General features: G+C 45.6%; 26 protein-coding genes and 1 pseudogene. 13 read left to right on the forward strand and 14 right to left on the reverse strand.

The annotated features are described in order from the left end of the window. From hcaB to GVV58_RS06430, 5 genes are all read left to right on the forward strand, one after another. On the forward strand, positions 1-816 hold the full coding sequence (gene hcaB / locus GVV58_RS06410; RefSeq protein WP_005095434.1) for a 3-phenylpropionate-dihydrodiol/cinnamic acid-dihydrodiol dehydrogenase: 816 nt from the start codon (positions 1-3) through the stop codon (positions 814-816). Positions 817-930: 114 nt separating this feature from the next. Then, positions 931-1896 (forward strand): 3-carboxyethylcatechol 2,3-dioxygenase, encoded by a 966-nt coding sequence (locus GVV58_RS06415; protein WP_074383973.1) that lies wholly within the window; start codon positions 931-933, stop codon positions 1894-1896. A 5-nt stretch (positions 1897-1901) separates the two neighbouring features. Further along, complete coding sequence (gene hcaD / locus GVV58_RS06420) at positions 1902-3128, forward strand: 3-phenylpropionate/cinnamic acid dioxygenase ferredoxin--NAD(+) reductase subunit (RefSeq protein WP_159516201.1); 1227 nt, start codon at positions 1902-1904, stop codon at positions 3126-3128. A 297-nt stretch (positions 3129-3425) separates the two neighbouring features. Further along, positions 3426-4334 (forward strand): EamA family transporter, encoded by a 909-nt coding sequence (locus tag GVV58_RS06425; RefSeq protein WP_074383974.1) that lies wholly within the window; start codon positions 3426-3428, stop codon positions 4332-4334. 499 nt (positions 4335-4833) lie between these two features. Beyond that, positions 4834-5889 carry an MBL fold metallo-hydrolase gene (locus GVV58_RS06430; protein ID WP_005095443.1) on the forward strand — a complete coding sequence of 352 codons (1056 nt, stop codon included), beginning with the start codon at positions 4834-4836 and terminating at the stop codon, positions 5887-5889. A gap of 54 nt (positions 5890-5943) precedes the next feature. Here GVV58_RS06430 and GVV58_RS15765 read toward each other — a convergent pair. The 3 genes and pseudogenes from GVV58_RS15765 to GVV58_RS06445 all read right to left on the reverse strand — a co-directional run. Further along, a pseudogene (locus GVV58_RS15765) lies at positions 5944-6153 on the reverse strand (DoxX-like family protein); the annotation flags it as partial. Then, on the reverse strand, positions 6134-6577 hold the full coding sequence (locus GVV58_RS06440) for a DCC1-like thiol-disulfide oxidoreductase family protein (protein ID WP_005172862.1): 444 nt from the start codon (positions 6575-6577) through the stop codon (positions 6134-6136). The pseudogene GVV58_RS15765 and the gene GVV58_RS06440, both read right to left, overlap by 20 nt. Before the next feature lie 96 nt (positions 6578-6673). Next, positions 6674-8194, reverse strand: a complete 1521-nt coding sequence (locus tag GVV58_RS06445; protein WP_005095448.1) for a catalase — start codon at positions 8192-8194, stop codon at positions 6674-6676. 643 nt (positions 8195-8837) lie between these two features. On the opposite strand from GVV58_RS06445, the gene GVV58_RS06450 reads away from it, so the two are divergent. Continuing rightward, entirely contained in the window at positions 8838-9017 is a 180-nt protein-coding gene (locus GVV58_RS06450) for a hypothetical protein (RefSeq protein WP_159516202.1), read from the forward strand. Here GVV58_RS06450 and GVV58_RS06455 read toward each other — a convergent pair. From GVV58_RS06455 to GVV58_RS06465, 3 genes are all read right to left on the reverse strand, one after another. After that, complete coding sequence (locus GVV58_RS06455; protein WP_159516203.1) at positions 9014-9502, reverse strand: hypothetical protein; 489 nt, start codon at positions 9500-9502, stop codon at positions 9014-9016. The two genes, GVV58_RS06450 and GVV58_RS06455, sit on opposite strands and share 4 nt — an antisense overlap. A gap of 41 nt (positions 9503-9543) precedes the next feature. Beyond that, a complete protein-coding gene (gene ptsP, locus GVV58_RS06460) occupies positions 9544-11841 on the reverse strand; it encodes a phosphoenolpyruvate--protein phosphotransferase (RefSeq protein ID WP_005172856.1) in 2298 nt (765 codons plus the stop codon). 88 nt (positions 11842-11929) lie between these two features. Continuing rightward, on the reverse strand, positions 11930-12412 hold the full coding sequence (locus GVV58_RS06465) for an RNA pyrophosphohydrolase (protein WP_005095455.1): 483 nt from the start codon (positions 12410-12412) through the stop codon (positions 11930-11932). Positions 12413-12594: 182 nt separating this feature from the next. Between GVV58_RS06465 and GVV58_RS06470 the strand changes: the two genes are divergently transcribed. Further along, positions 12595-13245 (forward strand): HAD family hydrolase, encoded by a 651-nt coding sequence (locus GVV58_RS06470; protein ID WP_005095456.1) that lies wholly within the window; start codon positions 12595-12597, stop codon positions 13243-13245. A gap of 169 nt (positions 13246-13414) precedes the next feature. Further along, positions 13415-13663 carry a DUF2789 family protein gene (locus tag GVV58_RS06475; RefSeq protein ID WP_005095458.1) on the forward strand — a complete coding sequence of 83 codons (249 nt, stop codon included), beginning with the start codon at positions 13415-13417 and terminating at the stop codon, positions 13661-13663. A gap of 43 nt (positions 13664-13706) precedes the next feature. Here GVV58_RS06475 and ovoA read toward each other — a convergent pair whose 3' ends face one another. The 3 genes from ovoA to GVV58_RS06490 form a co-directional block, all read right to left on the reverse strand. Beyond that, positions 13707-15881, reverse strand: a complete 2175-nt coding sequence (ovoA, locus tag GVV58_RS06480; protein ID WP_100355811.1) for a 5-histidylcysteine sulfoxide synthase — start codon at positions 15879-15881, stop codon at positions 13707-13709. 149 nt (positions 15882-16030) lie between these two features. Beyond that, on the reverse strand, positions 16031-16906 hold the full coding sequence (locus GVV58_RS06485) for a LysR family transcriptional regulator (protein WP_005095462.1): 876 nt from the start codon (positions 16904-16906) through the stop codon (positions 16031-16033). 195 nt (positions 16907-17101) lie between these two features. Beyond that, complete coding sequence (locus tag GVV58_RS06490; RefSeq protein ID WP_005172852.1) at positions 17102-17338, reverse strand: DUF2061 domain-containing protein; 237 nt, start codon at positions 17336-17338, stop codon at positions 17102-17104. A 261-nt stretch (positions 17339-17599) separates the two neighbouring features. Here GVV58_RS06490 and leuC point away from each other — a divergent pair, with 261 nt between their 5' ends. From leuC to leuB, 4 genes are all read left to right on the forward strand, one after another. Continuing rightward, positions 17600-19033, forward strand: coding sequence for a 3-isopropylmalate dehydratase large subunit (gene leuC / locus GVV58_RS06495; RefSeq protein ID WP_100329282.1), 1434 nt, complete (start codon positions 17600-17602; stop codon positions 19031-19033). Between the two features lie 105 nt (positions 19034-19138). After that, on the forward strand, positions 19139-19789 hold the full coding sequence (leuD, locus tag GVV58_RS06500) for a 3-isopropylmalate dehydratase small subunit (protein ID WP_100329281.1): 651 nt from the start codon (positions 19139-19141) through the stop codon (positions 19787-19789). A gap of 87 nt (positions 19790-19876) precedes the next feature. Next, positions 19877-20440 carry a hypothetical protein gene (locus GVV58_RS06505; RefSeq protein WP_005095471.1) on the forward strand — a complete coding sequence of 188 codons (564 nt, stop codon included), beginning with the start codon at positions 19877-19879 and terminating at the stop codon, positions 20438-20440. 42 nt (positions 20441-20482) lie between these two features. Further along, the gene (gene leuB, locus GVV58_RS06510) at positions 20483-21562 is read left to right on the forward strand and encodes a 3-isopropylmalate dehydrogenase (protein WP_159516204.1); all 1080 of its coding nucleotides are present in this window, start codon (positions 20483-20485) and stop codon (positions 21560-21562) included. Positions 21563-21635: 73 nt separating this feature from the next. On the opposite strand, the gene GVV58_RS06515 is transcribed toward leuB, so the two are convergent. The 3 genes from GVV58_RS06515 to infA all read right to left on the reverse strand — a co-directional run bounded on the left by GVV58_RS06515 (position 21636) and on the right by infA (position 22922). Continuing rightward, positions 21636-22040: a hypothetical protein gene (locus GVV58_RS06515; protein WP_159516268.1), complete on the reverse strand. Its 405-nt coding sequence runs from the start codon at positions 22038-22040 to the stop codon at positions 21636-21638. Between the two features lie 146 nt (positions 22041-22186). Then, positions 22187-22567 (reverse strand): hypothetical protein, encoded by a 381-nt coding sequence (locus tag GVV58_RS06520; RefSeq protein ID WP_159516205.1) that lies wholly within the window; start codon positions 22565-22567, stop codon positions 22187-22189. A 133-nt stretch (positions 22568-22700) separates the two neighbouring features. Beyond that, entirely contained in the window at positions 22701-22922 is a 222-nt protein-coding gene (gene infA / locus GVV58_RS06525; RefSeq protein WP_001284370.1) for a translation initiation factor IF-1, read from the reverse strand. A 231-nt stretch (positions 22923-23153) separates the two neighbouring features. Here infA and GVV58_RS06530 point away from each other — a divergent pair, with 231 nt between their 5' ends. Continuing rightward, the gene (locus GVV58_RS06530; RefSeq protein ID WP_159516206.1) at positions 23154-24161 is read left to right on the forward strand and encodes an AraC family transcriptional regulator; all 1008 of its coding nucleotides are present in this window, start codon (positions 23154-23156) and stop codon (positions 24159-24161) included. Between the two features lie 90 nt (positions 24162-24251). Here GVV58_RS06530 and truA read toward each other — a convergent pair whose 3' ends face one another. Next, entirely contained in the window at positions 24252-25049 is a 798-nt protein-coding gene (gene truA / locus GVV58_RS06535) for a tRNA pseudouridine(38-40) synthase TruA (RefSeq protein ID WP_005095479.1), read from the reverse strand. A 15-nt stretch (positions 25050-25064) separates the two neighbouring features. Beyond that, complete coding sequence (locus GVV58_RS06540; RefSeq protein ID WP_005172835.1) at positions 25065-26033, reverse strand: asparaginase; 969 nt, start codon at positions 26031-26033, stop codon at positions 25065-25067. Positions 26034-26066: the final 33 nt, after the last annotated feature.

Consider the following 26066-nt stretch of genomic DNA (forward strand, 5'->3'; position numbering starts at 1 on the left):
ATGGGTTGGCTACAAGGCGAAGTTGCACTTATTACCGGTGGTGGTTCAGGCTTAGGCTGGGCGCTAGTGGAACGTTTCCTGGAAGAAGGTGCACAAGTTGCCGTTCTTCAACGTTCAAAAGCAAAAGTGGAGGCATTAAACGAACACTTTGGCGGTAAAGTTCTTGCGATTGAAGGCGATGTAGCCAGCTATGCAGACAACGTTCGTGCAGTGAATGCCACTGTAGAGCGTTTCGGCAAACTCGACTGTTTCGTCGGCAATGCCGGGATCTGGGATCATTATGCCGATATCGTCAATACCTCTGGTGAGCAGCTGGAAAAAGCCTTTGACGAGATTATGGGGATTAATACCAAGTCGCTCATTCTCGGCGCGAAGGCTGCACTGGATGCATTGATCGCTTCTGAAGGTTCTATCATATTTACTTTGTCTAATTCGGCACTGTACTCCGCTGGCGGAGGCCCTGTATATACTGCATCTAAGCATGCAGGGGTGGGTATTATGAAAGAATTGGCCTATGAGCTTGCGCCTAAAGTACGAGTGAATGCGGTTGCACCGTCAGGTATGAATGTGAATATCAAAGGCGCAGCGTCGCTCGGTCAGGAAAATGTTGGCCTGCTCGATGCACGTGATCCTGAGAAAATTGCACGTGGTATGCCATTGAATTTCTTGCCTGAACCGGAAGATATGACAGGTTCATACGTACTCTTGGCATCTCGTCAAAATAACCGTCCTTTGACTGGCGTTCTGATCAATGCAGAATGCGGTCTGGGAATTCGTGGCTTACGTCAGCCCCGTGCCGGTTTCTTTGACGAATAAAAATCTGCTTTTAAAAATCTCCCCTTACCCCTCTTTATAAAAGAGGGGGAAAGAATCTCCCTCCTTTTAAAGGAAGGATGGGGAGGATTTAAGTCTTCCTTTTTGGAGTCTCTCATGGCCGTTAAACTTATTTGTGCATCGCACAGTCCTTTAATGGAATTTGCTTCACCACAGGAAAAGCGTAAAGAACAAGCCGTTCGTGATGCTTTTGAAAAACTCTCTGCTGAAGTAAAAGCTTACGACCCAACCCTGATTATCACCTTTGGTCCTGACCATTTTAATGGTTTCTTCTATGACCTGATGCCAAGTTTCTGTGTCGGTATTCGTGCCAAAGCTGCGGGTGACTGGGATTATGGTAAAGACAATGATCACATTGATGTACCTGAAGACAAAGCATTAGGTTTGGTTCGACGTGTACTCGATGAAGGTGTCGACGTTGCATATTCTTACCGTATGCAGGCGGATCATGGGGTGACTCAGCCATTGCACTTCCTGTGTGACGGCAAACTCGATCGTTATCCAACGATTCCAATTTTTATTAATGGCGCTGCAGCACCGATGCCAACCCCCAAGCGTACCATTGCTTTGGGCCGTGCTGTAGGTCAGTTTATTAAATCTTTAAACCTTGAAAATGAGCGTGTCCTTGTTTTAGGTACAGGTGGTCTGTCGCATGATCCACCCACACCGCAAATGGGTTCGGTTCCACCACAAGTAGAAGAATTCCTGATTGCAGGTCGTAATCCAACGCCTGAAGCACGTGAAGCACGTCAGGGCAAAGTCATTGCAGTCGGTCAGAAACTGGCAGCAGGCGATACTTCGGTTGCAGTTCCTTTAAATGCTGAATGGGATCGTGCACTGCTTGAAACCTTCAAGAACGCTGATTTTGCGACCTTAGAAGCCATGACAGAAGATGAAATTCGTCGTGACGGCGGTCGTGGTGGTCAGGAAGTCCGTTCCTGGATGGCCGCATTTGCAGCCTTAAGCGAAATGGGCGAATACGACATGACAACACACTGCTATGAAGATATCAGTGAATGGATTGCGGGCTTCGGCATCGTATCTGCAGAGTTAAAAGGTTAATTGACATGAGCAACATCGAAACCATCGTAATTGTAGGGGCTGGCCAGGCAGGTGCAAGCGCGATTTTAGAACTTCGTGGCAACAAGTACGCAGGTAAAATCATTCTGATTGGTGATGAAACGCATCTTCCTTATGAGCGTCCGCCACTGTCGAAAGATGTGATTCTAAAACCTGAGGACACCAAGATTGAAATTCTGTCAGCAGAAAAACTGGCTGATCTTGGCGTGACCACCATTCGTGGCAATGGCGTGACTCAAATCAACGCGACCGCGAAAACGGTTGAACTTCAAAATGGTGATGTTGTTGCTTATGACAAATTGCTTCTCGCAACAGGCGGTGCCGCGCGCCGTCTGCCAAACTTCGATGCGTTAGGCAAACATGTTTATACCTTGCGTAACCTTGAAGACTCACAGGCATTGGTTCCTGTATTGCAAGCAGGTCAACGTATCCTGCTGATCGGTGGCGGTGTGATCGGTCTTGAACTGGCATCCTCTGCGCGTTACAAAGACTGTCAGGTGACTGTGCTTGAGCAGGGACCAATGGTAATGGGGCGTTGTTCACCGCATATTTTAAGTGAATTTCTGCTTGAACAACACCGTCTGGCAGGCGTAGATGTTCGCTTAAATACTCAAGTTGCAGCTTGCCGTTTAGATGGTGAAGAAATTGTGGTGACTTTAGCTGATGGCGAAGAGTTACGTGCTGATGCTGTGGTTTATGGAATCGGAATTGTGCCAAACGCACAGCTTGCCATTGCAGCCGGTTTAGATGCTGATCTTGCGATCAAGGTCAATGAAAACTGCCAGACTTCAAATGCCGATATTTATGCAGCAGGCGATGTCGCGACACAACTTCGTGAAGACGGCGAATTCCGCCGTGTCGAGACTTGGGAAAATGCCAATCTTCAGGCAGGCATTTTTGCGCGTCATGTCATGGGTGTCGAACATCCAAAAGCCAATCCGGCCTGGTTCTGGACCGATCAGCTCAATATCAACTTCCAGTTTGTCGGTGATATGGCAGCGACCCAATGGCTGGTTCGTGGTGACATGGATGCAGCCAAAGGCGCAGACAATTCATTTGTGATGTATGGTGTGACCGATGGTCAAATCGTTGCCGGTATTACCGTCAATGCGGCCAAAGAAATGCGTCATCTGAAAAAAATGATCAGCAAGAATACGGCTTTTGAAGCTGAAAAACATTTGGATCTGGCACAAGACTTACGCAAAATTGCTTAAGTTGTATTGAGATATCTTGGAACAGACCTATGTTTTGCATAGGTCTGTTTTTTTATGTTTATCGAATACTCTCTATATGATCACTACCTCAAGTTTCAGTTTTGGTTTGTATTACTTTGCGTAGGTAATGCCTCACTTTTGAGAGATCAAAAGTGACAAAAATCTTTTTCTAAACTGAGGATATGTCCATATATCCCAGTTTAGCGGCGGCATCCATGCCGCAATCAGTATTGTCGATTGTGGATTTGAACGAGAAGTTAGTTCAACTCTTTCTGATTAACTTTAATTGAGTCTTTTATGAATTCAAATTCATCTCCCATGCTGGTGACGGCAAGTATTTATGCTTTACTGGTGCTGATTTGGGCCGCAACGCCTTTGGCGATTGTCTGGAGCGTGGCCGAGATTCACCCGATGTGGGTACTGATCATTCGCTATTTTGGCGCATCGATTATTGCGCTATTCCTGCTAAAAATCATGCGTGATCCCTTGCCTTTTGACAGCACCTCAATGAAAAGCTATCTGGCCGGCAGTCTGAATTTAATCGGTGCACAGCTGTTTATTTATCTGGCAGCCAATTATCTGACCTCAGGTCTGATGGCCCTGATTTTTGGTTTTTCGCCGCTGATTGCCGGTCTGATCGGGCATGTGATCTTAAAAACTCATCAGTTAGTGTGGCTGCAATGGTCGGGTATGGCTGTTGCCATTGCAGGACTGAGTTTTGTATTTTTAGATTCGGCAGACAGCAAGGTGAATCCTTGGGGTGTGGTGCTGATGCTGATCAGTATGGTGTCCTATATCAGTTCAATCTTCTGGGTCAAACAGATCAACGCACCTTTAAGCCCAATGTCACAAGCGACAGGTTCATTGCTGCTATCAGCAGCCGGTTCACTGCTCTTGATTCCATTTATCTGGCAGCATATGCCGACCCAGTTGCCTGGCACACAGGCGCTGATCGGGTTTGTATTTACCATGATCATGTCCTCGATTGTGGCGATGCTGTGTTATTTCTGGCTGATTCGGCGTTTAAATGCTTCAACAGTATCTTTGAGTAATGTCATGACGCCAGTCATCGCACTGGTACTTGGTGCGACTCTGAATCATGAAATCATCAGCAGTCATGCCTTTGCAGGAATTGCCGTGGTGATGTTCGGCATCATTATGTACTTTTGGAAAGAGTGGCGTGAGCAATACTTTTCCAAGCACTAAATCTGTAGCAAATCAAAAGGGCGAAAGCCCTTTTTTATGCTTTAAATCTTTTAGAGGAATGAAGTCTATGGCTACATCCGTTCACAAGAGTTTAAGCAAGTCTATTTAGCAGATTGGCCAAATGTTAAAAATAGTATATGTCATCGTATGCACTCTCAATCGTTGCATAACTCAGGCATGCACGATCAAATCAGCACATTATGAGGATAAAATTTTGGCTGGAATCAGCAGAGTAGGGCTTGGTATGATTTTGTATTTTTTAAAAAACTGTATGCATCATGTTTTTCTCGACAGTACCCATAGTCCGGCCAGCCAGCAGGCTATCAGAGCGCTATTTTTTTGCTAAAATAACAAAAACATACATGATTGTCTGTGATGGATTTCATACTATACTCAAGTGCGCCTGTTTTTAGTTTGTATGCTCATTAAAAGATGCGTCGCCTGACCATTTCAAGCGGTTGCTGTCTTGCATATAGCGAATAATAAATAGTGGATGTTTATGCAAGATCTTCTCAAAACTAAAAAATTTCAGTTAACCACGGAGTCCAGCTGGAAACATCTCTGGTCTAAGCCGGTATTTGAGTATCTGCATTCAGATCATTTCAATGGACAACAGTTTCGTAATCTCGAGCATCCTGCTCGGGCGCACAGTCGTTTTGACTTATATAAATGGCTCATTACCCGAAAATCCAAAACCTGGAATATCAATCTCGACGCAGAACGTGCCGAGTTTTTTGCGCGACCGCGTGCATTGCCACAGCAGCGTCCCGATGCGCCTTTAGATGACTGGCAAATCTGGTTTATTGGTCACGCCACTGTGCTCATTCAAATCGGGCCTTATAATTTCCTGACCGATCCGGTCTGGGCTGAATATGCCAGTCCTTCTGCATCCACTGGTCCGCAGCGGGTCATTCCTGCCGGTATTGCGCTAGATGAACTGCCACATATTGATGCTGTGCTGCTCAGCCATAACCACTATGATCATATGGATCTGGCCACGCTAGAATGGTTGCATAGCACATTTGAAATGCCAATTTATACCGGACTGGGCAATGCCTGGTATTTGCCAAAGCACTATACGGTGCATGAGATGGACTGGTGGGAAAATGCATTTTTTGAAGAAATCCGCATTGTCTATACGCCGGCACAGCATGCCTCGGGGCGCGGTATGCGTGATCAGAATTGTGCTTTGTGGGGTGGCTTTTCCTTATTGCATGGTCAGGAACATTGTTTCTTTGCCGGAGATAGTGGTTATGCCTCGCATTTTAAAGAGGTTCGCAAGCGTCTGGGTGCGCCCCGAATTGCCTTGCTGCCCATCGGTGCCTATGAGCCGCGTGCACTGATGCGTGCGATTCATATGAATCCGGAAGATGCATTTCATGCACATCAGGACTTGCAGGCCAAATGCTCACTGGCGATTCATTACCGTACTTTCCAGCTCACTGATGAAGATCGGGATGCACCAGAGCATGAATTGCATGAAATTATCAAACATTCTTCCAAGCTGATTAATCCGTTTTACTGCGTACATGAAGGCAAACGGATTATTGTCTAATGGCTTCACGCTGTTCTTGCTTGATGAGTTGAATGGCAAGCACAGAAAGCATCAGCCAAACAGCATTTCACCTATGCCAGAAAATCCAACCAAGACTTTGGCCAGTACCCGCTCAAAGCCCAGGTTTTGCCAGATTGTGATTTCAGCAGGGGACTGAAACAGTATTTTTGGAATCAGTCCTTGATAGAATCAGCGCATTGCCAAGCTTAGCTGAATGTTGCGAAGTGTTTGGGTGAAAACAGGCTCAGAATTCACGAATAGCATTTTCCAGAAAATGGTGTTTATTTTCGCTAGATGGAATCAGGCAATAATCAGTTTTACCAAATAGTTGGTAGCGCTTTAAAGCAACGCCACGATACAGAAAGTCGCGGATAAAACGCGGCACTAAATAGCCTGTACTCATTAAATTCAACGGAAAACCGAGATGCTGCATGACTTTTAACAGGGCAGTGGATTCGGTATAAAGTGTGCCAGCTTGGATGACGAGCATCGTGCTGTAATGTGCAGTGGACATCTGGTAATGCTCGAGCAGGGCAACACCTAAAGGGGATTGGGCAGAGACCAGTTTAAACTGTATCTTGTTATCGTATTGAATCAAAAATCGTGCCCAGCCATTACAGATCACACAAACAGCATCAAATAAAATGATGTCGTGTTGTTGAATGATGTCTTCAATATCTTTGCTCATCGTTATATTTTTTCTAGTGACGTATTATTTGTATACTGCTTGATATCACACTAAAAAACCACCCGAGGGTGGTTTTTTATATATCGCTAAGGCAGCTTAAAGCAAGCTGGCTAAGCCTTTGGCTGGATCGGTTTCACGAGCAGCCTGTGCATCTGCCACTGTCATGCCGAGTGCTTGTGCTACGCCTTCGCCATAGGCCGGATCGCAACTATAACAATTGCGGATGTGACGGTATTTAATGAAATCTAGTGCATCACCCATCGCGCCAGCCGTGTTATTAAACAAGGCCTGCTTTTGTTCATCATTCATCAGGTTGAACAGGGCACGTGGCTGGCTGAAATAATCGTTATCATCTTCACGGAAATCCCAGAAATCGGCAGCACCGGTGATTTTTAGTGGTGGCTCTCTGAATTCCGGTTGCTCCTGCCATTGGCTGAAACTGTTCGGCTCATAATGTGGCAAGGAACCGTAGTTGCCATCCATACGACCCTGACCATCACGACGGTTAGAATTGACCGGACAGCGTGCAGCATTGACCGGAACCTGTGAGTGATTCACGCCGACACGGTAACGCGCGGCATCGGCATAGTTAAATAAACGTGCTTGTAACATCCGGTCCGGCGAGTAGCTGATGCCCGGTACCAGATTGCTGGGTGCAAAAGCCGCCTGTTCCACATCCTGGAAATAGTTTTCCGGATTGCGGTTCAGTTCGAACTCACCGACTTCAATCAGTGGATAATCACCTTTCGGCCAGACTTTGGTCAGGTCAAATGGATGATAAGGAACGGTTTCAGCTTCCAGTTCCGGCATCACCTGGACATACATTTTCCATTTTGGATAATCACCACGTTCGATGGCATCAAACAGGTCAGTCTGGCTGCTTTCACGGTCTTTAGCGATTAATGCTTCAGCTTCAGCATCGGTGAGGTTCTGGATGCCTTGCTGGGTGCGCATATGGAATTTCACCCAGAAGCGTTCATTATTGGCATTGATAAAGCTAAAGGTATGGCTGCCAAAACCATGCATGTGACGATAACCGTCTGGAATACCACGATCCGACATGACAATCGTAACCTGATGCAAGGCTTCAGGCAATAATGTCCAGAAATCCCAGTTATTGGTGGCACTGCGCTTGTTGGTTTTCGGGTCGCGCTTAACGGCTTTGTTCAGATCTGGAAACTTGCGCGCATCCCGCAGGAAAAATACCGGGGTGTTATTGCCGACCAGATCCCAGTTGCCTTCTTCAGTATAGAATTTTAGGGCAAAACCACGGATATCACGTTCTGCATCGGCCGCACCACGTTCACCTGCGACGGTCGAGAAACGCGCAAACATGTCTGTTTTCTTGCCCACTTCCGAGAAGATTTTCGCGCGGGTATATTGGGTAATATCGTTGGTCACGGTAAAGGTTCCAAAAGCACCTGAACCTTTGGCGTGCATACGACGCTCTGGAATCACTTCACGGACAAAGTTGGCCAGTTTTTCATTCAGCCATAAATCCTGAGCGAGTAAAGGTCCACGCGCACCTGCCGTCATACTGTTCTGGTTGTCGACCACAGGCGCACCCGCTTCAGTGGTCAGGTGGGTAACAGGGCATTTTTTAAAATCTTGGCTCATTTTTCCTCTCCAAGTTTTGAATATCTTGTAGCGTTTATCCAGTATTTATAAAATATTGAGTTATCTGCGAAGGGCATCAGGTTTTACTCTATTTTCAATATCTTGATATAAATGCTGTTAGCGCACAAAGTGGAATTCACAGGATATAATTGAGTGATGTTACTCAAAAAATATTTTTGAAGTTAATAAAGTCTAAAATATTGAAAATTAAATGGTTACTTTTTAAAAATAGCCGGTTTTCTACTCTTTGACAATATCAAATTCTCTATATTTTAGATAACTCAAATAATGAATCGGATTAAACGAAAATAACAATCTTCAAGTCCCTCATCTGTTTTTATCAAAGGATCAAACTAATAGATGAATCGTGCTGTTTAAAATAAATCTTATAACTGATTTATTTTAAATGCTTTTTTTGATCAGGTTTTGTCTGTGTGAAAAACATCATGAAATGCTGAATGTAATCAGCATGTTTTCCGGCCATAGCGCTCATTTTTGTAATACAGAATATCCTGCTTAAATGGTCTTTATTTTTAAAAAAAGCATTGGCAAATATGCTTGAAAATTGTCCAAAATGGCGTATCATTATTTTCCCACTCGCGTGGAAACTCACTAAAATCTAGTTAAAAGGCGAAAGTACAACATGGCCAAGAAGAAAACAGTCGAGCATGTGGTGATCCATAATTTTGTGGCAAAATACATGCATGAAGTCAACAAAAGTCAGGTTTTTGTAGACCGAAAGAAAAATGCAAAACGTGGCTACAACAAGCACAGACAAGGGCGATATTCCATGGAAGATCGCCCTTTTTTAATGGCAGCTTAAGATCTGTAAGGTGGTTGAGGATGACGCGTTGGCTGTTTGGAGTTGGTTCCAAGTGGAGAGAGCGGGGCAACGGGGCGGTTGCTACGATTTTGTGTATTTTGAGTGGAGCGCCGCGATGAATTTGTTGGCTCATCTCGTATAAAATCATTAAATAATTTATTCAGTCTTCCCTGATTTGGCTGTCCATAATGTGCAGGGTGAGGTTCAGTTCTGGCATGCTGAAAACTGGCAAATTGATCTTTTTGCTGACGATAGAGTTTGGCCGCTATCACAGAGGGATCATTTCGGCCTAAACGCCGTCGCTGGGATGCTGAAATTTCGATGCCCAATAGAGGGGACATTTTAGGCCGATCGGCATAGCCGCTGGCAGGACGTGTATAAGATGAACCGGAATAATCCGCATTTTTCCGGGCCCGCAAGGCAGGTGCAATAATAACAATATAGAACACCGCAATGAGCATGAACAGGATAACCAGAAATTCCATAACCACCTCTACACTCGTCGAGGGACTGGAAAAGTCCCGGATTAGGCACTCACCATACGCGTGGCTGATTTCACCATATCACCCAAACCATGGGTTCTGAAATAATATTCCAGCCAGCTTTTTACCATCAGTGGATTGTCCATTTTTAACACATGCTGTAGCAATTCCTGTGCATCACTCATCGGCACGTGACAAATGGTTTTACGTACCTTCAGGATATTACTCGAACTCATTGACAGGGTATTAAAGCCCATGGCCATGAGCAAAACCGCAGACAGCGGATCACCTGCCATTTCACCGCAGATACTGACCGGTTTTTCATTACGATGACAGTCCTGCACCAGACGGGTCAGGGCACGCAGTACGGCAGGATGTAAATGTGAATAGACATTGGCAACCCGCGGATTATTGCGATCGACTGCCAAAAGATATTGAGTCAAATCGTTAGAGCCAACCGAGAAGAAATCGACCAGTTCGGAAAACTCATCAATCTGATGCAGCACACTCGGCACTTCCACCATGATGCCGAGTTTTGGCTTGTTCACTTTGACCTGTTCTTCTTCCTGAATCGCCGCATGATCACGTTCCAGTAAATAGAGGGCTTCTTCAACCTCACTGACACTGGTCACCATCGGCAACAGAATATGCAGGTTATTCAGTCCGATACTGGCTTTAAGCATGGCGCGAATTTGTGAAGAAAAAATTTCTGGATGGTCCAGGGTAAAACGAATGCCACGCCAGCCCAGTGCCGAATTTTCTTCTTCAATCGAGAAATACGGTAGGTCTTTGTCTGCCCCAATGTCCAGGGTACGCATCACTACCGGTTTATTGGCAAAGTGAGTGAGTTGCTGGCGATAAATCGCGCGCTGTTCTTCTTCGCCCGGGAAGCGGTCGCGTAGCATAAATGGAATTTCAGAACGGTATAAACCAACGCCTTTGGCACCACGTTGCACGCCACGGACCACATCGATCATCAGGCCGGTGTTGACGTATAGTTTTACCGCTACCCCATCTGGGGTAATCGCATCTTTGGTTTCGTACTGACGCAGATCTTTGGCGATCTGTTCTTCTTCTTTTTGAATTTCTTTATAGCGACTGCGCAAACGCCGTGGCGGATTGATGAAGACCCGGCCTTGATGCGCATCAACGATCATTTCTACATCATCCAGGGTATTAATTGGCAGTTCAGTCACACCGACCACAGTCGGAATGCCGAGGGCACGTGCCACAATTACCATATGCGAGTTCATGGCACCTTCAGTGGTGACAATCGCAGCAATTTTATCCACTGGCAGTTCAACCAGAGCTGCAGTGGAAATCTCTTCCCCTATCAGAATACTCTCATCGGTCAGCTCACGATGACTGGCATCAGCTTCCTGTAAACGCGCCAGAATACGGCGGCCCAAGTCTTTTAAGTCTGCCACCCGTTCACGTAAATAATCATCCTGCATCTGGGCAAACTGTGCCACATGACTATCAATCACGATGCGCACTGCACCCTGTGCCCAATGGCCTTCGCGAATGAGCGCCTTGATTTCTGCCGGCAGGGCATTTTCATCCAGCATCCGCAAGAATACGCTAAAGAGGGCGCGTTCTTCGGCCATCAGCGCATCCTGCATCTTGTCATCGAGCGACTGGATTTCTTCACGGACGGAGTTGAGGGCGCTGTCTAATAATTGTAGTTCTTCGCTGATGTCATCGGCTTCACGATCGGGAACGGCGGCCAGATCTGCTGGCGGGTAGAGAATCACGGCACGACCCAGAGCAATCCCGCCTGAACCGGACACACCCTGAAAGGTTTTATAGGCAGGCAGGTTATTTGGCTTGCGGAAGACATCAATATTGCCCACCGCATGGGCATGGGCAATCACGCCAGAGAGCTGCGCGCACAGTGTGACCAGAAATGATTCGGCGGCTTCAGAGAAATCCTGAGATTCTTTATTCTGAACCACCAGCACACCCATTACCTTACGGCGGTACATCACCGGGACGCCCAGAAAAGAGTTATACAGCTCTTCACCGGTTTCAGGCAGGAACAGGAAGCGTTCATGTTTGGGTGCATTGTCCAGATTGACAATTTCTTCACGCTGGCCGACCAGACCCACCAAACCTTCGCCAGTCTGTAACGATACGTGACCTACAGACTCAGCCTTCAGGCCCTTGGAAGCCATCAGCAGATAACGCTGGTTACGTTCATCCAGAAGGTAAATAGAGCAGACATCGACATGCATGGCGTCCGCGACATGCTTGACCATGATATCGAGGGATTCATGCAAACTGGCAGATGCATTGATCTCTTGAACAATACGTCTCAACGTGTCCAGTTGCATATTCGACATAAGGTCTGCTCCGTCTATTCAGAATTTCAGTGATACGTTTATTTATAACAATAGCCGACCAAAAAATCTGCATGATTTATGCGATTTTTTAAGGTTTTTGCTGGGGTAGCTGCTGACACAACTCCACCAGGGCTTTGCGATAAACATCACGTTTGAAATTCACGACTTGACCTAATGGATACCAGTAACTGACCCATTGCCATTGATCAAATTCCGGCGGATCAGACAGATTCAACTGAATATGCTGAACGGGGGCCGTGAGTTTGAGTAAAAACCACTTTTGTTTTTGACCGATGCACACCGGATCGGAGTCCGGTCGTATGTATCGATGCGGCAAACGATAGCGCAACCAGCCTTTGGTTTGCGCGATGATCTGGACGTGTTCGGGCAATAAGCCAACTTCTTCTCTCAGCTCACGATAGAGTGCCTGCTCAGGGGTTTCTCCATATTGGATACCTCCTTGTGGAAATTGCCATGCATTATGACCAATGCGTTTTGCCCATAAAACTTGTCCAGCATCGTTTGCCAAAATGATCCCGACATTTGGTCGGAAACCCTCAGAGTCGATCATTTGGCTACCTAAAAATTGTTTAATTTATACCTTTGCCATCGGGGAGCGTTATTTCTTTATCCAACTCGAAAAAAGCAAAGTTTAAAAATGTTAAAATTGCTATGATCTTAACGAATTTCTATCGACTAGCGGAGATAGATTTACAATTTTTTTCTTAAATTTCAGTTTTTACGAGTATTTTCATGAAATTGGCGCTATTTGATCTCGATCACACCTTGTTAAACACGGATTCGGATCATTCTTGGGGAGAGTTTCTGGTCAGCGAGGGCCTGGTCGATCCGGTGCAGCATCGTGCCATGAATGACAAGTTCTATGACGACTATAAAAAAGGTCAGTTAGACCCCTATGCCTATAATGAATTTGTGTTCCAGTTTCTGACTCAACATGAGCATGCTTATTTAACCGAGTTGCACCAGCTGTTTATGCAAAAGGTGATTCGCCCGCAAATGCGTCCAGAAGGTTTTAAGGCCATTCAACGGCATAAAGACGCCGGTCATGCTCTGGTCGGGATTACCGCGACTTCGGATTTTATTACTGCACCAATTTTTCGTGAATTCGGCATTACTGAAATTATTGCCACCAATGCTGAAGTACTCGATGGCAAATATACCGGAAAAGTGATCAATACCGCGTGTTATCAACAAGGCAAGCTGGTGCGTCTGGAACAGTGGCTGCAAGGTCGCGATGTGACCGAGTCTTGGGCCTATTCAGATTCGATTAATGACCGTTTCTTGCTGGAATATGCCGATCATGCCATTGCAGTGAATCCGGATGACCGCCTTGAAGTTTTAGCCAAAGCGCAGGGCTGGAATATACAGGACTGGTCGATTTAACTGATTGCATTTTATCCATCTGATTGATCCAGCACAACTTCGGTTGTGCTTTTTTATCTGCCCGAATTCAATATAAGTGTTAATGTTTTTTCACAGTCCGCTTGCCTCGGACATGTTATGCTCAAAAAACAGGACATGAAAATAATGGAAAAGTTTGAGGTGTAATGCTATGACTCACGTTCGACCGCGTATGACACATCTGTTTCAGCAGCTTGGCTTGGATGCCACTCAGGAAGGCATTGAAAAGTTTATTCACGAACATCAACTGCATAAAGATCTGACTTTGCTCGATGCACCGTACTGGTCAGAAGCACAACGTCAGTTTTTAACCGAAAAAATTGCATCTGATGGTTCATGGGCCATTGTGGTGGATCAACTCAATGAATCCCTGCATGAAAACTCAACCAGTGAAGGATGAAATAAAAGCCAATCGAATGATTGGCTTTTTTAGCTTGAAGGCTTTAGTGAGTGCGTCGCCAGATGCTGACTTGTGACAAGCTATGTTGATATTTTCTGGCGGTTTCACGAATAACAAAAGGCACATCCTGGGGCTGGGTCACCAGCTCAAAATGAGCCTTTAATATTTCCGAGATTCCCTCCAGTGTAGTGACCTCTCTGTCTGCCTGCTTGAAGCCGCCCAGCCATTCATCACGTGCAGTATGTTCTTCCAGCCAGGTATAAGGCGAACTGAGCAGTAGAATTCCACCCATATTTATCCGTTGATGGATCTGCATCAAAAAGTCTTTGGGATGATGCAGCCGGTCGATCAGATTTGCTGCCAGAATAAAATCATAGCCACTAAAATGTGCTTTCAGATTACAGGCATCGGCCTGAAAAAATTCCACTTTAGAGGCAAGCTGATCCAAAGCGAAATCCTCAAGCGAGCAGATTTTCTCTTCGCTTAATTCACCTTCTGTGGGGAGCTGATAACGGATTCGGTGACCTTGGGCCAGAAAGACGGCTTGCTGAATAAAGCGTGCAGAAAAATCCAGACCGGTGACCTGATCAAAATAGTGTGCCAGTTCAAAGCTGGCGCGGCCAGTAGCACAGCCAATATCCAGAGCACTTTTACATGCAGTTTCTCGGAAATACGGCTGCGCCAGCTGCACCAATGTTTTGGCAAAATTGGCGATGCCAAAGTATTCGGCGCCGTACTGAAACTCCAGATATTGAGACACCAACTGGTCGCTTTCATACTGTGAAGGAAACTGTTGCAAGGCTTGATCAGAGGCGACATAGCGGAAGCCAGCGTGTTGAAAGAAATGCCGTCTAAAAGCATAACGTGCGCTGTGCAGGGCTTCATTGCCTGCTGAAATCCAGGAGCCACCTTTAATAATATTATGGCGCCCGTCAAAGGTCGGGGTACTAAAATCATCATAAAGAGGATGCACCTGAAAGCCCTGAAACGGATAGATTGGCGTTTCAGTCCATTGCCAGACATTGCCCTGAATATCATAGAAATCGCCCTGCCGAAAATGATCGACCGGGCAGGAACTGGTGCCATATTTCAATTCGATATTGGCCTGTTCAGGACTGGGTAAATCTGGATCCAGGTCTGAAACCGCATACAGGCGATACCATTCATCCTCAGTCGGTAAACGAATGGTTTTTTCAAGCTGTTGCGATTTCCACTGACAAAAGGCTTTGGCTTCATGATAATTTACGTCTACCGGCCAATCCCAGGGCATGGGGACTTCTTCCAGCATCAGGCGCAATGACCAGCCGAGTTCAGTCTTGCGCCAAAAACACGGATGAGTCGCTTGTGAAAATTGTAGCCAGCCTAAGCCTTCTTCACTCCAGTAGTGTCCGGTCTGGTAGCCATCTGCTTCGACAAAGGCCAGAAACTCCTGATTCGACACCAGATATTTTGCAGCTTCAAAGGCTGCAACTTCGGCTTCATGCTGGCCGTATTCATTGTCCCAGCCATAAAAAGGATGGTTAAAATCTTTCTGTAGATGTACCTGGCCTTCAGGCACAGCAATCAAACTATTTTCCGGGGCAATGCCGGTAATGATATTGGCACGCCACTGCGGATGCTGGTGTACATGTTCTAAAGCATGCTGACGAATCAGCACCGATGACGTTTCCAGATGAATCCGTTCATGTTCGATGCCCATAATCAGCGTCCACCACGGATTGTGCCAGTTTAAGGGCAGATTCAGCGGGGCATGCTCAACAATGTTCAGAATCAGCGCGCGTACCTGATGTCGATAATCCCGGACTGCCTGCACAGTCGGCCAGTCATAATGCACTTCATCCAGATCATCCCAACTCATTTCATCAACCCCGATCGCAAAAATACTTTCAAAATGCGGATTCAGACGTTCAGTAATGAGTTTGCTCAGCAGCAGTTTATTGACAAAAAAAGTCGCGGTATGACCAAAATAAAAAATCAGCGGATGACGCAAATTAATTGGCTTGATAAAAAAAGCATCTTCATGCTTGAGGCATTCAAATAACTGCTCATAGGTATCAAAGGTATTCAGGAAGTAATCACGTAGGCTGTGTCGCGCTGTCTGTTCGTCGGCAAAATCAAGCGCAGGTGTAGGCAACAGCATCGGTTTGGCCGAAAGCCATAGGCTGCTGGCATTTGTTTTATCTTGAGAGAGGGGTTTTAGGGGAGAATCGAGCTGCATCCGTCAGGCTCCATCGAATAATTTTAAGTATTCCTCTGCATCGCAAAAGAATAGATTTATCTTAAAAATACGCGAAAGAAATCCCCAGATGGGTGTATTTAGGTAACAAAATGCTGCACTGTTTTGAATGCAGCATTTTTAGAAATGAATTAAAGAGGCAGGGAACTACTTTGCATAAGTTGAACCAGAGCTTGCGCCGCTTTGGACTGAGTACGACCCGGATGCCAGACCATGCCTAGCCGGCGGTTCATTTCCAGATTGATATCCAGCTGATGCAGATCGTGATTGACCAGAGTTTTTGGCAGCACAGACCAGCCGAGACCAATGGATACCAGCATGCGGATTGATTCCAGCGGATTATTGCTCATGCTGACTTTTGGTTTAATGCCCTGTTTTTCAAACTCGGCCAAAGTAATCTGTGAGGTATAGGTTTGTGAAGACGGTAGCAGGCTCGGGTAATTCAGCAAATCTTCCAGGCACAGATTTTTTTGCTGGGCCAGTGGATGAAAGGGTGCAACTACAAAGACCAGAGGATCATTCCAGATGGTGACATAATTCAGACGTGCATCGCCCCGTGGCGGCAAGGTTAAAAATGCCAGTTCCAGATCGCCGGCAATGACTTGTTCGTGCGCCTGCTCGGAATCGACAAAATGTACATCCAGCCTTACATCCGGATATTCTTGTACATAGCGGCGCAAATGACTTGGAAGATGATGCAGGCCAATATGATGGCTGGTGCCGATTTTTAATTTTCCCTGTACCTGACCCTGTTCATGGCTCAAGGTATAATGAATATCACCGAGTTCATTCAGCCAGTTTTTCACTTTAGGCAATAGCGAATGCGCGGCATGGGTGGCTTGTACACCACGTCCGGCGGATTCAAACAGTTTGACCCCAAAATATTCTTCCAGACTGTGAATACGTTTGGTGACGGCAGGCTGGGTAATAAAAAGCTGATCTGCGGCCAGAGAAATCGAACCAGTTTCCATGACTTTTACGAAGGCTTCAAAAGCTGCGAGATTCATCTTAATCACCTATAAAGAATTTTTATGTGTAATTATATTATTGTTATTTTTTAAGAATAAATCAAAGCATAATTCGCTTGTTTGTATTGCATTGCTGCATTACTAAACATTTTCAAAGCCTTGGGATTTAAATAGCGTCAAAAAAAGACCCTCTTGGATGAGATGGTCTTTGGTCAGGAACATCGACAGAAAAGATCAGGCGGTGATGTCCTCATTCTGCTGTTCGATATTGCGCTCCCAAATTTTTTCGTGGAAGAAGAACGCAACTGCCTGTACTGTGGGTTCCAATAAACTTAAGGCAATTGCCATGGCCAAACTGCCAGTCACCAAATAACCGACAATCATCGCCACCGTGATGTGCATAATGTAATAGCTGAAGGTCTTTTTAAACATACGCTGATTATTGTCTACAAAACGTTGGATATGTGCCATGTCGAAGTTCCTCAAAATATAAATCTCTGTCTATACAGGAATAATAATAATTCTCATTTAATTTGTAAAAACGAATATTTTTAATAAATTGATCGGAAAAGTAGATTTATGGGAATGCAGCGAAATCATGATTTTATTCAGCTTTTGAAAGATTCCAAAAAGTTTTTTAACTAATAAAAATGATAAATTAGATTTATGTGACAGCAGCGATATAATCAAAATCAGAGCAAGAATTTACCCAGTCCAGTGGAGTACATCGACATGGCAGGCGCAACCCAAACAGCAAAAACATTATATGATAAATTGTGGGATGACCATTTAGTAACACAACGTGATGATGGTTCTGCCTTACTGTACATTGACCGTCACTTATTACATGAAGTAACGTCGCCACAGGCATTTGAAGGTTTACAACTCGCCGGGCGCAAGCCATGGCGTTTAAGCGCAAACATTGCTACACCAGATCATAACGTACCCACCTCGAAAAAAGAGCGTGAACAGGGTGTTGCCGGCATTGAAGATGAAACTTCGCGCATTCAGGTACAAACCTTGGACGACAACTGCAAGACCTTTAATATTGTTGAATTTGATATTAATGATATCCGTCAGGGGATTGCGCATGTGGTTGGGCCTGAGCAAGGTTTAACCTTGCCGGGCATGACCGTGGTCTGTGGTGATTCACATACTGCGACCCATGGTGCTTTCGGTTGTTTGGCGCATGGTATCGGTACTTCAGAAGTTGAACATGTATTGGCGACCCAATGCCTGGTTCAAAAGAAGATGAAAAACATGTTGGTACGCGTTGACGGTCAGTTGGGTCAGGGCGTGACACCGAAAGATGTGGTCTTGGCGATTATCGGCAAGATTGGTACAGCAGGGGGTACTGGTCATGCGATTGAATTTGGCGGTCAGGTGTTCCGTGACATGTCGATTGAAGGTCGTATGACCGTGTGTAATATGGCAATCGAAGCCGGTGCACGCGTAGGTATGGTCGCTGTCGATGACAAAACCATCGAATATGTTAAAGGCCGTCCTTATGCACCGACTGCAGAACAGTGGGATCAGGCCGTAGTGTATTGGAATACCTTACATTCGGATGAAGATGCACACTTTGATACAGTTGTGGTCTTGCAAGGCGAAGAGATCGAGCCGCAAGTGTCTTGGGGAACCTCTCCTGAAATGGTGATTCCAGTGTCTCAGGCAGTACCGACTTTGCAACAAGCCAAAGACGAGGTACAACGCAATGACTGGAACCGTGCTTATCAATATATGGGTTTAAATGCCGGTCAGGCCTTGGCTGAAATTCAATTAGACCGTGTCTTTATTGGCTCATGCACCAACTCGCGTATTGAAGATATTCGTGCTGCGGCTGAAGTGATCAAAGGTCGTAAAGTTGCGGCAAGCATCAAGCAGGCGATGGTGGTTCCAGGTTCGGGTCTGGTCAAGGCCCAGGCAGAAGCTGAAGGCCTGGATAAAGTGTTTGTAGAAGCCGGCTTTGAATGGCGTGAACCAGGTTGTTCAATGTGTCTGGCAATGAATGCTGACAAGTTACAACCGGGCGAGCATTGTGCATCGACGTCTAACCGTAACTTTGAAGGTCGTCAGGGCAATGGCGGTCGTACGCATCTGGTCAGTCCTGCAATGGCAGCCGCCGCGGCAATTGCCGGTCACTTTGTTGACGTGCGTAGTTTCTAAAAATCCCCCTCAGTCCCCCTTTTAGAAAAGGGGGAAGTTCCCCTCTTTAATAAAGAGGGGGTTAGGGGAGATTTAAAGTGATGACATTCTTTAGGAATAAAGACAATGAAAAAATATACCGTTGAACAAGGTATCGTTGCACCATTAGACCGGGCCAATGTCGATACCGATTTAATTATTCCAAAACAGTTTTTGAAATCAATCAAACGTAGTGGTTTTGGTGCGAATTTATTTGATGAATTGCGTTATCTGGATGAAGGCTATTTGGGTCAAGACAACTCAAAACGTCCTTTAAACAAGGATTTTGCATTAAACCAACCTCGTTATCAAGGCGCGAGCATTTTGATTTCACGCGCCAACTTTGGTTGTGGTTCAAGCCGTGAACATGCGCCATGGGCATTGGAAGAATACGGTTTCCGTACCGTGATTGCACCAAGCTATGCCGACATTTTCTATAACAACAGCTTTAAGAATGGCATGTTGCCTGTGATTTTGTCTGAAGAGATTGTTGATCAGTTATTCAAAGAATGCTTTGCAACTGAAGGTTATCAACTCACCATCGATTTGAACGCACAAGAAGTACGCACACCAAATGGTGAAAGCTTTCAATTTGAAGTCGATCCATTTCGTAAGCATTGCCTGTTAAATGGTCTGGATGATATTGGTTTAACTTTACAAGCTGCGGATGACATTCGTGCTTATGAGGAAAAAACCAAACAATCACGTCCATGGGTATTTGCCGAAATTCAGGGCTAAATCAGCGAAAATTGTCATAGCATGACTGCGATGCCCTTGCTAATATCGGAAGATTATTGGGTTTTTTGATTGGGTAAGACAGACATTATGGCGAATTATTGGAAACAGTGGCTTGCTTTAAGTACGGTGTCGGTGCTGATGACTGCATGTCAAAGCATCGATACCATGAAGCTCAAACATGCCAAAGAAAATGCCGAAAGCAAAAACAATGCGTTGATTTACTGTAAAGGAACATCGGATTGCCAGTTCGAGCGCTTAAACCAGACCATCATTGTCAATAACGACAATGGCCGCCTCAGTAATGAGGCGCGAAAGCAAAAACTGGTACGTTTGCAGGCTAAGAATTTGAATCAGGCCAATCCGATTTACTTGTCAGTACCCGCAGGACAGCATGAATTAGTCGTCCGTTTTTATCCAATCAGTAAGGATAAAGCGGAAATTTTACATGTGTTTCATCGCTTTCAGGCCAACAAAACTTATACCTTGAAAATGTTCCGCGACCGTAGTGCGCGTAGCAGCAGTTTATTAAATGCCTCTGCACCTGATCCGCTTTGCGTGGATTTATTGCAAGAGCAAAAAACCATTCGTCGTTTTTGCAAACCTTATAATGTGGTCAACGGCATTGCAGAGTTTGTAGAAAAGAAAATTTAACCTTTGTCAGGTCTGAATCTGACGCTTTAAACGGAAAATCTCATGTCTAAACAAATTTTGATTTTAGCTGGTGATGGCATCGGTCCTGAAATTGTCAAAGCGGCAGAGCAGGTACTGGATCGTGTAAATGAAAAATTTAATCTCGATTTGACATGGGAACAGGGTTTACTCGGTGGTGCGGCAATTGATGCCCACGGTTCACCATATCCTGAAGTGACCTCAGAACAGGCCAAAAAAGCCGATGCAATTTTATTGGGCGCCGTCGGCGGGCCAAAATGGGATACGATCGAGCGCTCAATCCGTCCGGAACGCGGTTTATTAAAATTACGTAGCGAACTCAACCTGTTTGCCAACTTGCGCCCAGCGATTCTCTATCCACAATTGGCTGATGCTTCAAGTCTGAAACCTGAAATCGTGGCAGGTCTGGATATCCTGATCGTGCGTGAATTGACGGGTGGTATTTATTTTGGTCAGCCACGTGGGATCCGTGAACTGGAAAATGGCGAGAAGCAAGGTTATAACACGGATGTGTATTCAGAATCTGAAATCAAACGCATTGCCAAAGTTGCCTTTGAAATGGCGAAGCTGCGCGGTGCCAAGGTCTGTTCAGTGGATAAAGCCAACGTACTTGAAGTCACTGAGTTGTGGAAACAAACCGTTACTGCGTTGAAAGAAGAACAGTATCCAGAAATTAACTTGTCACATATGTATGTCGACAATGCTGCGATGCAACTGGTCCGTGCGCCAAAGCAGTTTGATGTGATTGTCACCTCGAATCTGTTCGGTGACATCCTGTCTGATGAAGCTGCGATGTTGACCGGTTCAATCGGCATGTTGCCATCAGCCTCGCTAGATGAAAATGCTAAAGGCATGTATGAGCCTTGTCATGGTTCTGCACCAGATATCGCGGGTCAAAACCTGGCAAATCCATTGGCAACGATTCTTTCGGTGGCGATGATGCTGCGTTATACCTTCCGTGAAGAAGCCGCTGCTAAAGCCATTGAAGATGCAGTAGGTCAGGTCTTGGATCAAGGCTTGCGTACGGCGGATATCATGTCTGAAGGCATGCAAAAAGTCGGTACGGTTGAAATGGGTCAAGCAGTCGTTGCTGCATTGAACTAAGCCTGTTTCGATTCAAAAAAACGCAGCCTTGAGCTGCGTTTTTTTATGATAGAAATTTCAAAGCTTAAACGGCTTAACAGGTTCGGCCTGTGGTGCGTACCGCGGTGGCAATATTATCTTTGAGTAAGAAGGTGATCTTACATTGCAGATTGACGTCATAGCCACCTGAAGGACTCACAGGAACCGGAATAGGTACGGCACCGCCTGCTGCCGGAAACTGTGCTACAGGAAAAGGAATTGCAACAGGGCGCTGTACCACATAGCTTAATTGCTGGGCACTGAGTTCAGGCCCACTGACCTGCTGATAACCTAAACGTTTTAGATCTAGAGTTTGATCGATCAGCTGGCTGCTTTGTCCAATAAACTGCTGCAAATAGGCTTCGCGGTCAGATTGGCCCATATTAAGGGAATGTGCACAGCCCGCTATTAAAATACTGGCCAAAATACCGAGCGATAGTTGGAGATAGGAAAATCGCATCATTTCACTCCTGCACAGGAACGACTCATCAATAGTGTAGGCAGGAAGTGTGATTGGTATTGTTGTAATTTGACACGCGGCACAGATGGGAGCGAGAGCTAACTCAACATCAATCCATCCAAAAAATTGGACTACAGGATGACAGCTTAGCAAGCCCTGCCGGTATAGCGAACGGATTGGACAATTTCATCTTTCAGCTCAAACCGGATTTGGCATTTCATCTCGATGTTATAACCGCCATTTGAGGGCGTAGGCATTGGTGCACCGATCGAGATACTCTGACTAATATTCGGTGTGCCCATCGGAGTATTCATATCCCGAAAAATAGTATAGCTGAGAAACTCTGCTGTCTGAATCGGTTGCTGGGCGGTTTTAAATCCCATTGCACTCAGATCAAGCTGGCTGCGAACCTGTGCGGCAGTTTGACCGACATAGTGTTGTAGCGACTGATTTAGGTGATGTTTGCCGCCTGTGGCACAGGCGACGAGGATTAAGCTGCACAGCAGGACTAAGCACTTCATATTCATGGTTTTTAGACATGTTATTTTAATTAAATGAATAGTCGGGAGTTTATAGTTCAGTGTCAAATTATTTTATTTTTCAATAAAAAATTAAAGCAATAAAAAAGCCACTAAAAGTGGCTTTTGCTTGCGCTAAAACTTAGCGTGCACGATAGGTGATACGACCTTTGGTCAAATCATAAGGTGTCATTTCAACCTTCACACTGTCGCCAGTTAAAATACGGATATAGTGTTTACGCATTTTACCAGAGATGTGGGCAATCACTTCGTGACCGTTCTCTAAACGTACACGGAACATAGTATTAGGAAGCGTCTCGGTGACAACGCCTTCGAACTCGATGAGTTCCTCTTTATTGGCCATAGCCTACCTGAATGAATAAATTGGAAAGGCGCAAATTATAGTCAATTTTTTTGCAAAATACAAGGTGAAACGGGCGTTAGACTGATCATCTGTCAGTAAAATAAGCGAACGATCAGGATAAACTTTTTAACTAAAAAAATGTCGGTTTCTGTTGTCAGTTTGGTCAATCGCAGTTAATCTAAAATTAATCTTTTTAAGTATAAATGAAGTACATACAAGGAAGGCTTTTGAGTGAGTCAGCTAACGGATGCATCAGTCGTATTGCGTTTGGGCTATCAGGCGATTCGTCGTGCGGGTTTGCCGACAGAAGAACTTTTGACCAAAGCAGGAGTTGCTTTAAATCAGGTCGAGGCCAATGACCGTACGCCGCTGAGTGCTCAGTATGCCTTTTGGGTGGCAGCTGAAGAAGTCAGTAAGGACCCGGATATTGGTTTGCATCTGGGCGAACATTTACCACTGTATCGTGGTCAGGTCATTGAACACCTGTTTGTTTCATCTGAAAATTTTGGTGAGGGACTGAAACGTGCCTTGGCTTATCAACGACTGATCAGCGATGCCTTTGCTGCCAAGTTGGTGATTGAAGATGGTCGCTGCTATTTAACCAATGGCGAGCAGCCTTTTGCTGAAAGTCTGGTCAATCGTCATTTTACCGAGTGTGCCATGTCGGGTGTACTGCGTTTCTTCAAATTTATTACCGAAGGACGTTTTGAACCGATTTATATCGATTTTAATTTTTCCAAAGGTGCTCCTGACGAGGAATATTTCCGGGTTTATGAGTGTCCGGTCAGCTTAGGTCAAAAAGAAACTCGTTTGTATTTCGATCCGACTATCCTGGAATATCCGCTGTGGCAGGCTGAACCTGAGCTGTTGCAGCTGCATGAGCAACTGGCCATTGAAAAGCTACAGGAACTGGCAAGATATGATCTGGTCGGTGAAGTACGTCGTGCAATCGGCTCTACTTTGGAGAGTGGCGAAACCACGCTAGAAACTGTGGCAGCCCAGCTGAACATCACGCCACGCCGTTTGAGAACACAACTGAGTGAGGCACATACCAGCTTTCAGCAGATTCTCTCGGATTATCGCTGTCGTCTGGCCAAGCGTTTGCTGGCGAGTACCACTGAAAGTGTTGAAAGAATTGTCTATCTGACCGGATTCTCGGAACCAAGTACGTTTTATCGTGCCTTTAAACGCTGGACCAATGAAACGCCAGTGGAATATCGGAAACGCAAGCAGCGTTAAAAATCCCTCCTAACCTCCCTTTAAAAAGGGAGGAATTCTCCTCCTTTCAGAAAGAGTTAGGGGAGGTAAATATTCTAAAAAATTTAAAAATTATTCCGGCAGATTCAGCCAATGCGGCCCCAACGGTAATTTAGGCAATTCAAACTGCTCCGGATAGTCGGCATGAATAAAATATAAACCATCGGCAGGCGCAGTCACGCCAGCAGCTTTGCGGTCTTCGGCCGCGAAAATACTATCAATATGATCGGCAGCATACATGCCCTGACCAATTTCCAGTAGGCAGCCCATGATATTACGCACCATATGATGCAGAAAGCCATCGGCCTGAATATCCAGTACCAGATATTGACCATGCTGAATCAGACGGCAGTGGCTGACATGGCGCACCGGTTGATTGGATTGGCAGGCTGCAGCACGGAAGCTTTCAAAATTATGTGTACCTTCAAACTTTTTCGCAGCCAGCATCATCTGTTCAATATCGAGTGGAGCATAGACATGTGTGACCTGTTTATGCAGCAAGGCAGGTCGCACAGGATGATTATAGACCACATAGCGGTAACGGCGTGCCTGAGCCTTAAAGCGGGCATGGAAGCTGTGATCCATCTCTTTGATCCACTGAATCGAGATATCTTTGGGCAACTGGCTATTGCAACCCATCAGCCAGCCACGTTCAGAACGAATGGCATCGCTATCAAAATGTGCCACCATATTGGTCGCATGTACCCCCGCATCGGTACGTCCGGCACCATGTAGGCTAATCGGTTGATCGGCAACCCGGCTCAGTACCTTTTCAATGGTTTCCTGCACACTTGCAACACCCGGCTGTTGAGTCTGCCATCCCCGATAATGCATCCCACAAAACTCAATTCCCACCGCAAAACGCTGCATAATGACCTCAAAACCTTATTGATCGTACCAATGACGATGCCATTGCTCTACAGTGTCGTATTGTAAATACATTTTCAGTGCTTTTGCATACAGATCCGCATGGCCATAACTTTCATTCAGCAGAATTTTGCAGTGATTGACCCATTCTGCAATGGCATAGCGCTGATCTGTCGCGCCAAAAGGCACCTGGGTGGTCAGTACAGAGAGACAGCCTTGGTCATAGAGTTGATCAATGAGTGCGATCAGGGCCTCATTGACAGCGAGATTACCCGTGCCAAAACCTTGCAGAAATAAAAAATGCGGTGGTCTGGCTAATAAGCTGTGCAGGTTGTTCAGTTGCTGGGCCAGATCAATCGGTTGCATCATGATACTCATGCAGTTAAATCCAGCGGCTTTCCTAATATCTTCAGCTTTGACTTGATAACACTGCTGACTGGCCTGGATTGTAATGTTGGCCTCAAGACCTGAGAAGGCATTTAACTCGGTGGTATGCTGTTTGAGTGCCGTCTGGGCATGCATTAGTTGATGATGAAAAGCCAGATAGACCCCTGCGGTACACATGCTGACAGAATCTAGGGCGAATCTCAGATTATCCAGCGCATCACTAAATTCGCGCTGCTTATTGCCCTGAGCATTCAGCAGCGGATATTGACTACCAGTCAGTACCACATGTGCCGAGTTGCCGAGAAAATGTGCCAGGACTGCACTGGCATAACTCAGCGTATCTGTACCGTGAATAATCACAAAATATTGGATCTTTCGAGATTGTAGTTCTTGAATAAACTGCACCAATTGCAGCCAGTCCGCGGCTGTACAGGCACTACTGTCTTTAATGGCTGGTGCGCGGTGGCATTCAACGAAATATTGGTCTGCGAGTATCTGTTCGAGCTTGGGAATAAATAAATCCGCAGACATCGGGGCAAGTGGATCGCCGACACAGCCGAATGTGCCACCCATATAAATTAATGCAATATTTTTCATCATAAAAAAAGCAGCCAACCCTTGACTGCTTTAGTG

This window comes from Acinetobacter sp. 18QD2AZ41W (assembly GCF_009829025.1).
GTDB classification, from domain to species: domain Bacteria; phylum Pseudomonadota; class Gammaproteobacteria; order Pseudomonadales; family Moraxellaceae; genus Acinetobacter; species Acinetobacter pseudolwoffii.

Bases quoted from the DNA above. Each gene is read 5' to 3' on its own strand.
- GVV58_RS06450 (WP_159516202.1), top strand. From the start codon at position 8,838: ATGGCCAAGAAGAAAACAGTCGAGCATGTGGTGATCCATAATTTTGTG.
- GVV58_RS06475 (WP_005095458.1), top strand. From the start codon at position 13,415: ATGACTCACGTTCGACCGCGTATGACACATCTGTTTCAGCAGCTTGGC.
- GVV58_RS06540 (WP_005172835.1), bottom strand. From the start codon at position 26,033: ATGATGAAAAATATTGCATTAATTTATATGGGTGGCACATTCGGCTGT.
- GVV58_RS06505 (WP_005095471.1), top strand. From the start codon at position 19,877: ATGGCGAATTATTGGAAACAGTGGCTTGCTTTAAGTACGGTGTCGGTG.
- GVV58_RS06430 (WP_005095443.1), top strand. From the start codon at position 4,834: ATGCAAGATCTTCTCAAAACTAAAAAATTTCAGTTAACCACGGAGTCC.
- GVV58_RS06520 (WP_159516205.1), bottom strand. From the start codon at position 22,567: ATGAATATGAAGTGCTTAGTCCTGCTGTGCAGCTTAATCCTCGTCGCC.
- ovoA (WP_100355811.1), bottom strand. From the start codon at position 15,881: ATGCAGCTCGATTCTCCCCTAAAACCCCTCTCTCAAGATAAAACAAAT.
- leuC (WP_100329282.1), top strand. From the start codon at position 17,600: ATGGCAGGCGCAACCCAAACAGCAAAAACATTATATGATAAATTGTGG.
- GVV58_RS06440 (WP_005172862.1), bottom strand. From the start codon at position 6,577: ATGAGCAAAGATATTGAAGACATCATTCAACAACACGACATCATTTTA.
- ptsP (WP_005172856.1), bottom strand. From the start codon at position 11,841: ATGTCGAATATGCAACTGGACACGTTGAGACGTATTGTTCAAGAGATC.
- GVV58_RS06415 (WP_074383973.1), top strand. From the start codon at position 931: ATGGCCGTTAAACTTATTTGTGCATCGCACAGTCCTTTAATGGAATTT.
- GVV58_RS06445 (WP_005095448.1), bottom strand. From the start codon at position 8,194: ATGAGCCAAGATTTTAAAAAATGCCCTGTTACCCACCTGACCACTGAA.
- GVV58_RS06490 (WP_005172852.1), bottom strand. From the start codon at position 17,338: ATGGCACATATCCAACGTTTTGTAGACAATAATCAGCGTATGTTTAAA.
- GVV58_RS06425 (WP_074383974.1), top strand. From the start codon at position 3,426: ATGAATTCAAATTCATCTCCCATGCTGGTGACGGCAAGTATTTATGCT.
- GVV58_RS06470 (WP_005095456.1), top strand. From the start codon at position 12,595: ATGAAATTGGCGCTATTTGATCTCGATCACACCTTGTTAAACACGGAT.
- truA (WP_005095479.1), bottom strand. From the start codon at position 25,049: ATGCAGCGTTTTGCGGTGGGAATTGAGTTTTGTGGGATGCATTATCGG.
- hcaD (WP_159516201.1), top strand. From the start codon at position 1,902: ATGAGCAACATCGAAACCATCGTAATTGTAGGGGCTGGCCAGGCAGGT.
- leuB (WP_159516204.1), top strand. From the start codon at position 20,483: ATGTCTAAACAAATTTTGATTTTAGCTGGTGATGGCATCGGTCCTGAA.
- GVV58_RS06465 (WP_005095455.1), bottom strand. From the start codon at position 12,412: ATGATCGACTCTGAGGGTTTCCGACCAAATGTCGGGATCATTTTGGCA.
- hcaB (WP_005095434.1), top strand. From the start codon at position 1: ATGGGTTGGCTACAAGGCGAAGTTGCACTTATTACCGGTGGTGGTTCA.
- GVV58_RS06455 (WP_159516203.1), bottom strand. From the start codon at position 9,502: ATGGAATTTCTGGTTATCCTGTTCATGCTCATTGCGGTGTTCTATATT.
- GVV58_RS06485 (WP_005095462.1), bottom strand. From the start codon at position 16,906: ATGAATCTCGCAGCTTTTGAAGCCTTCGTAAAAGTCATGGAAACTGGT.
- GVV58_RS06515 (WP_159516268.1), bottom strand. From the start codon at position 22,040: ATGCGATTTTCCTATCTCCAACTATCGCTCGGTATTTTGGCCAGTATT.
- infA (WP_001284370.1), bottom strand. From the start codon at position 22,922: ATGGCCAATAAAGAGGAACTCATCGAGTTCGAAGGCGTTGTCACCGAG.
- leuD (WP_100329281.1), top strand. From the start codon at position 19,139: ATGAAAAAATATACCGTTGAACAAGGTATCGTTGCACCATTAGACCGG.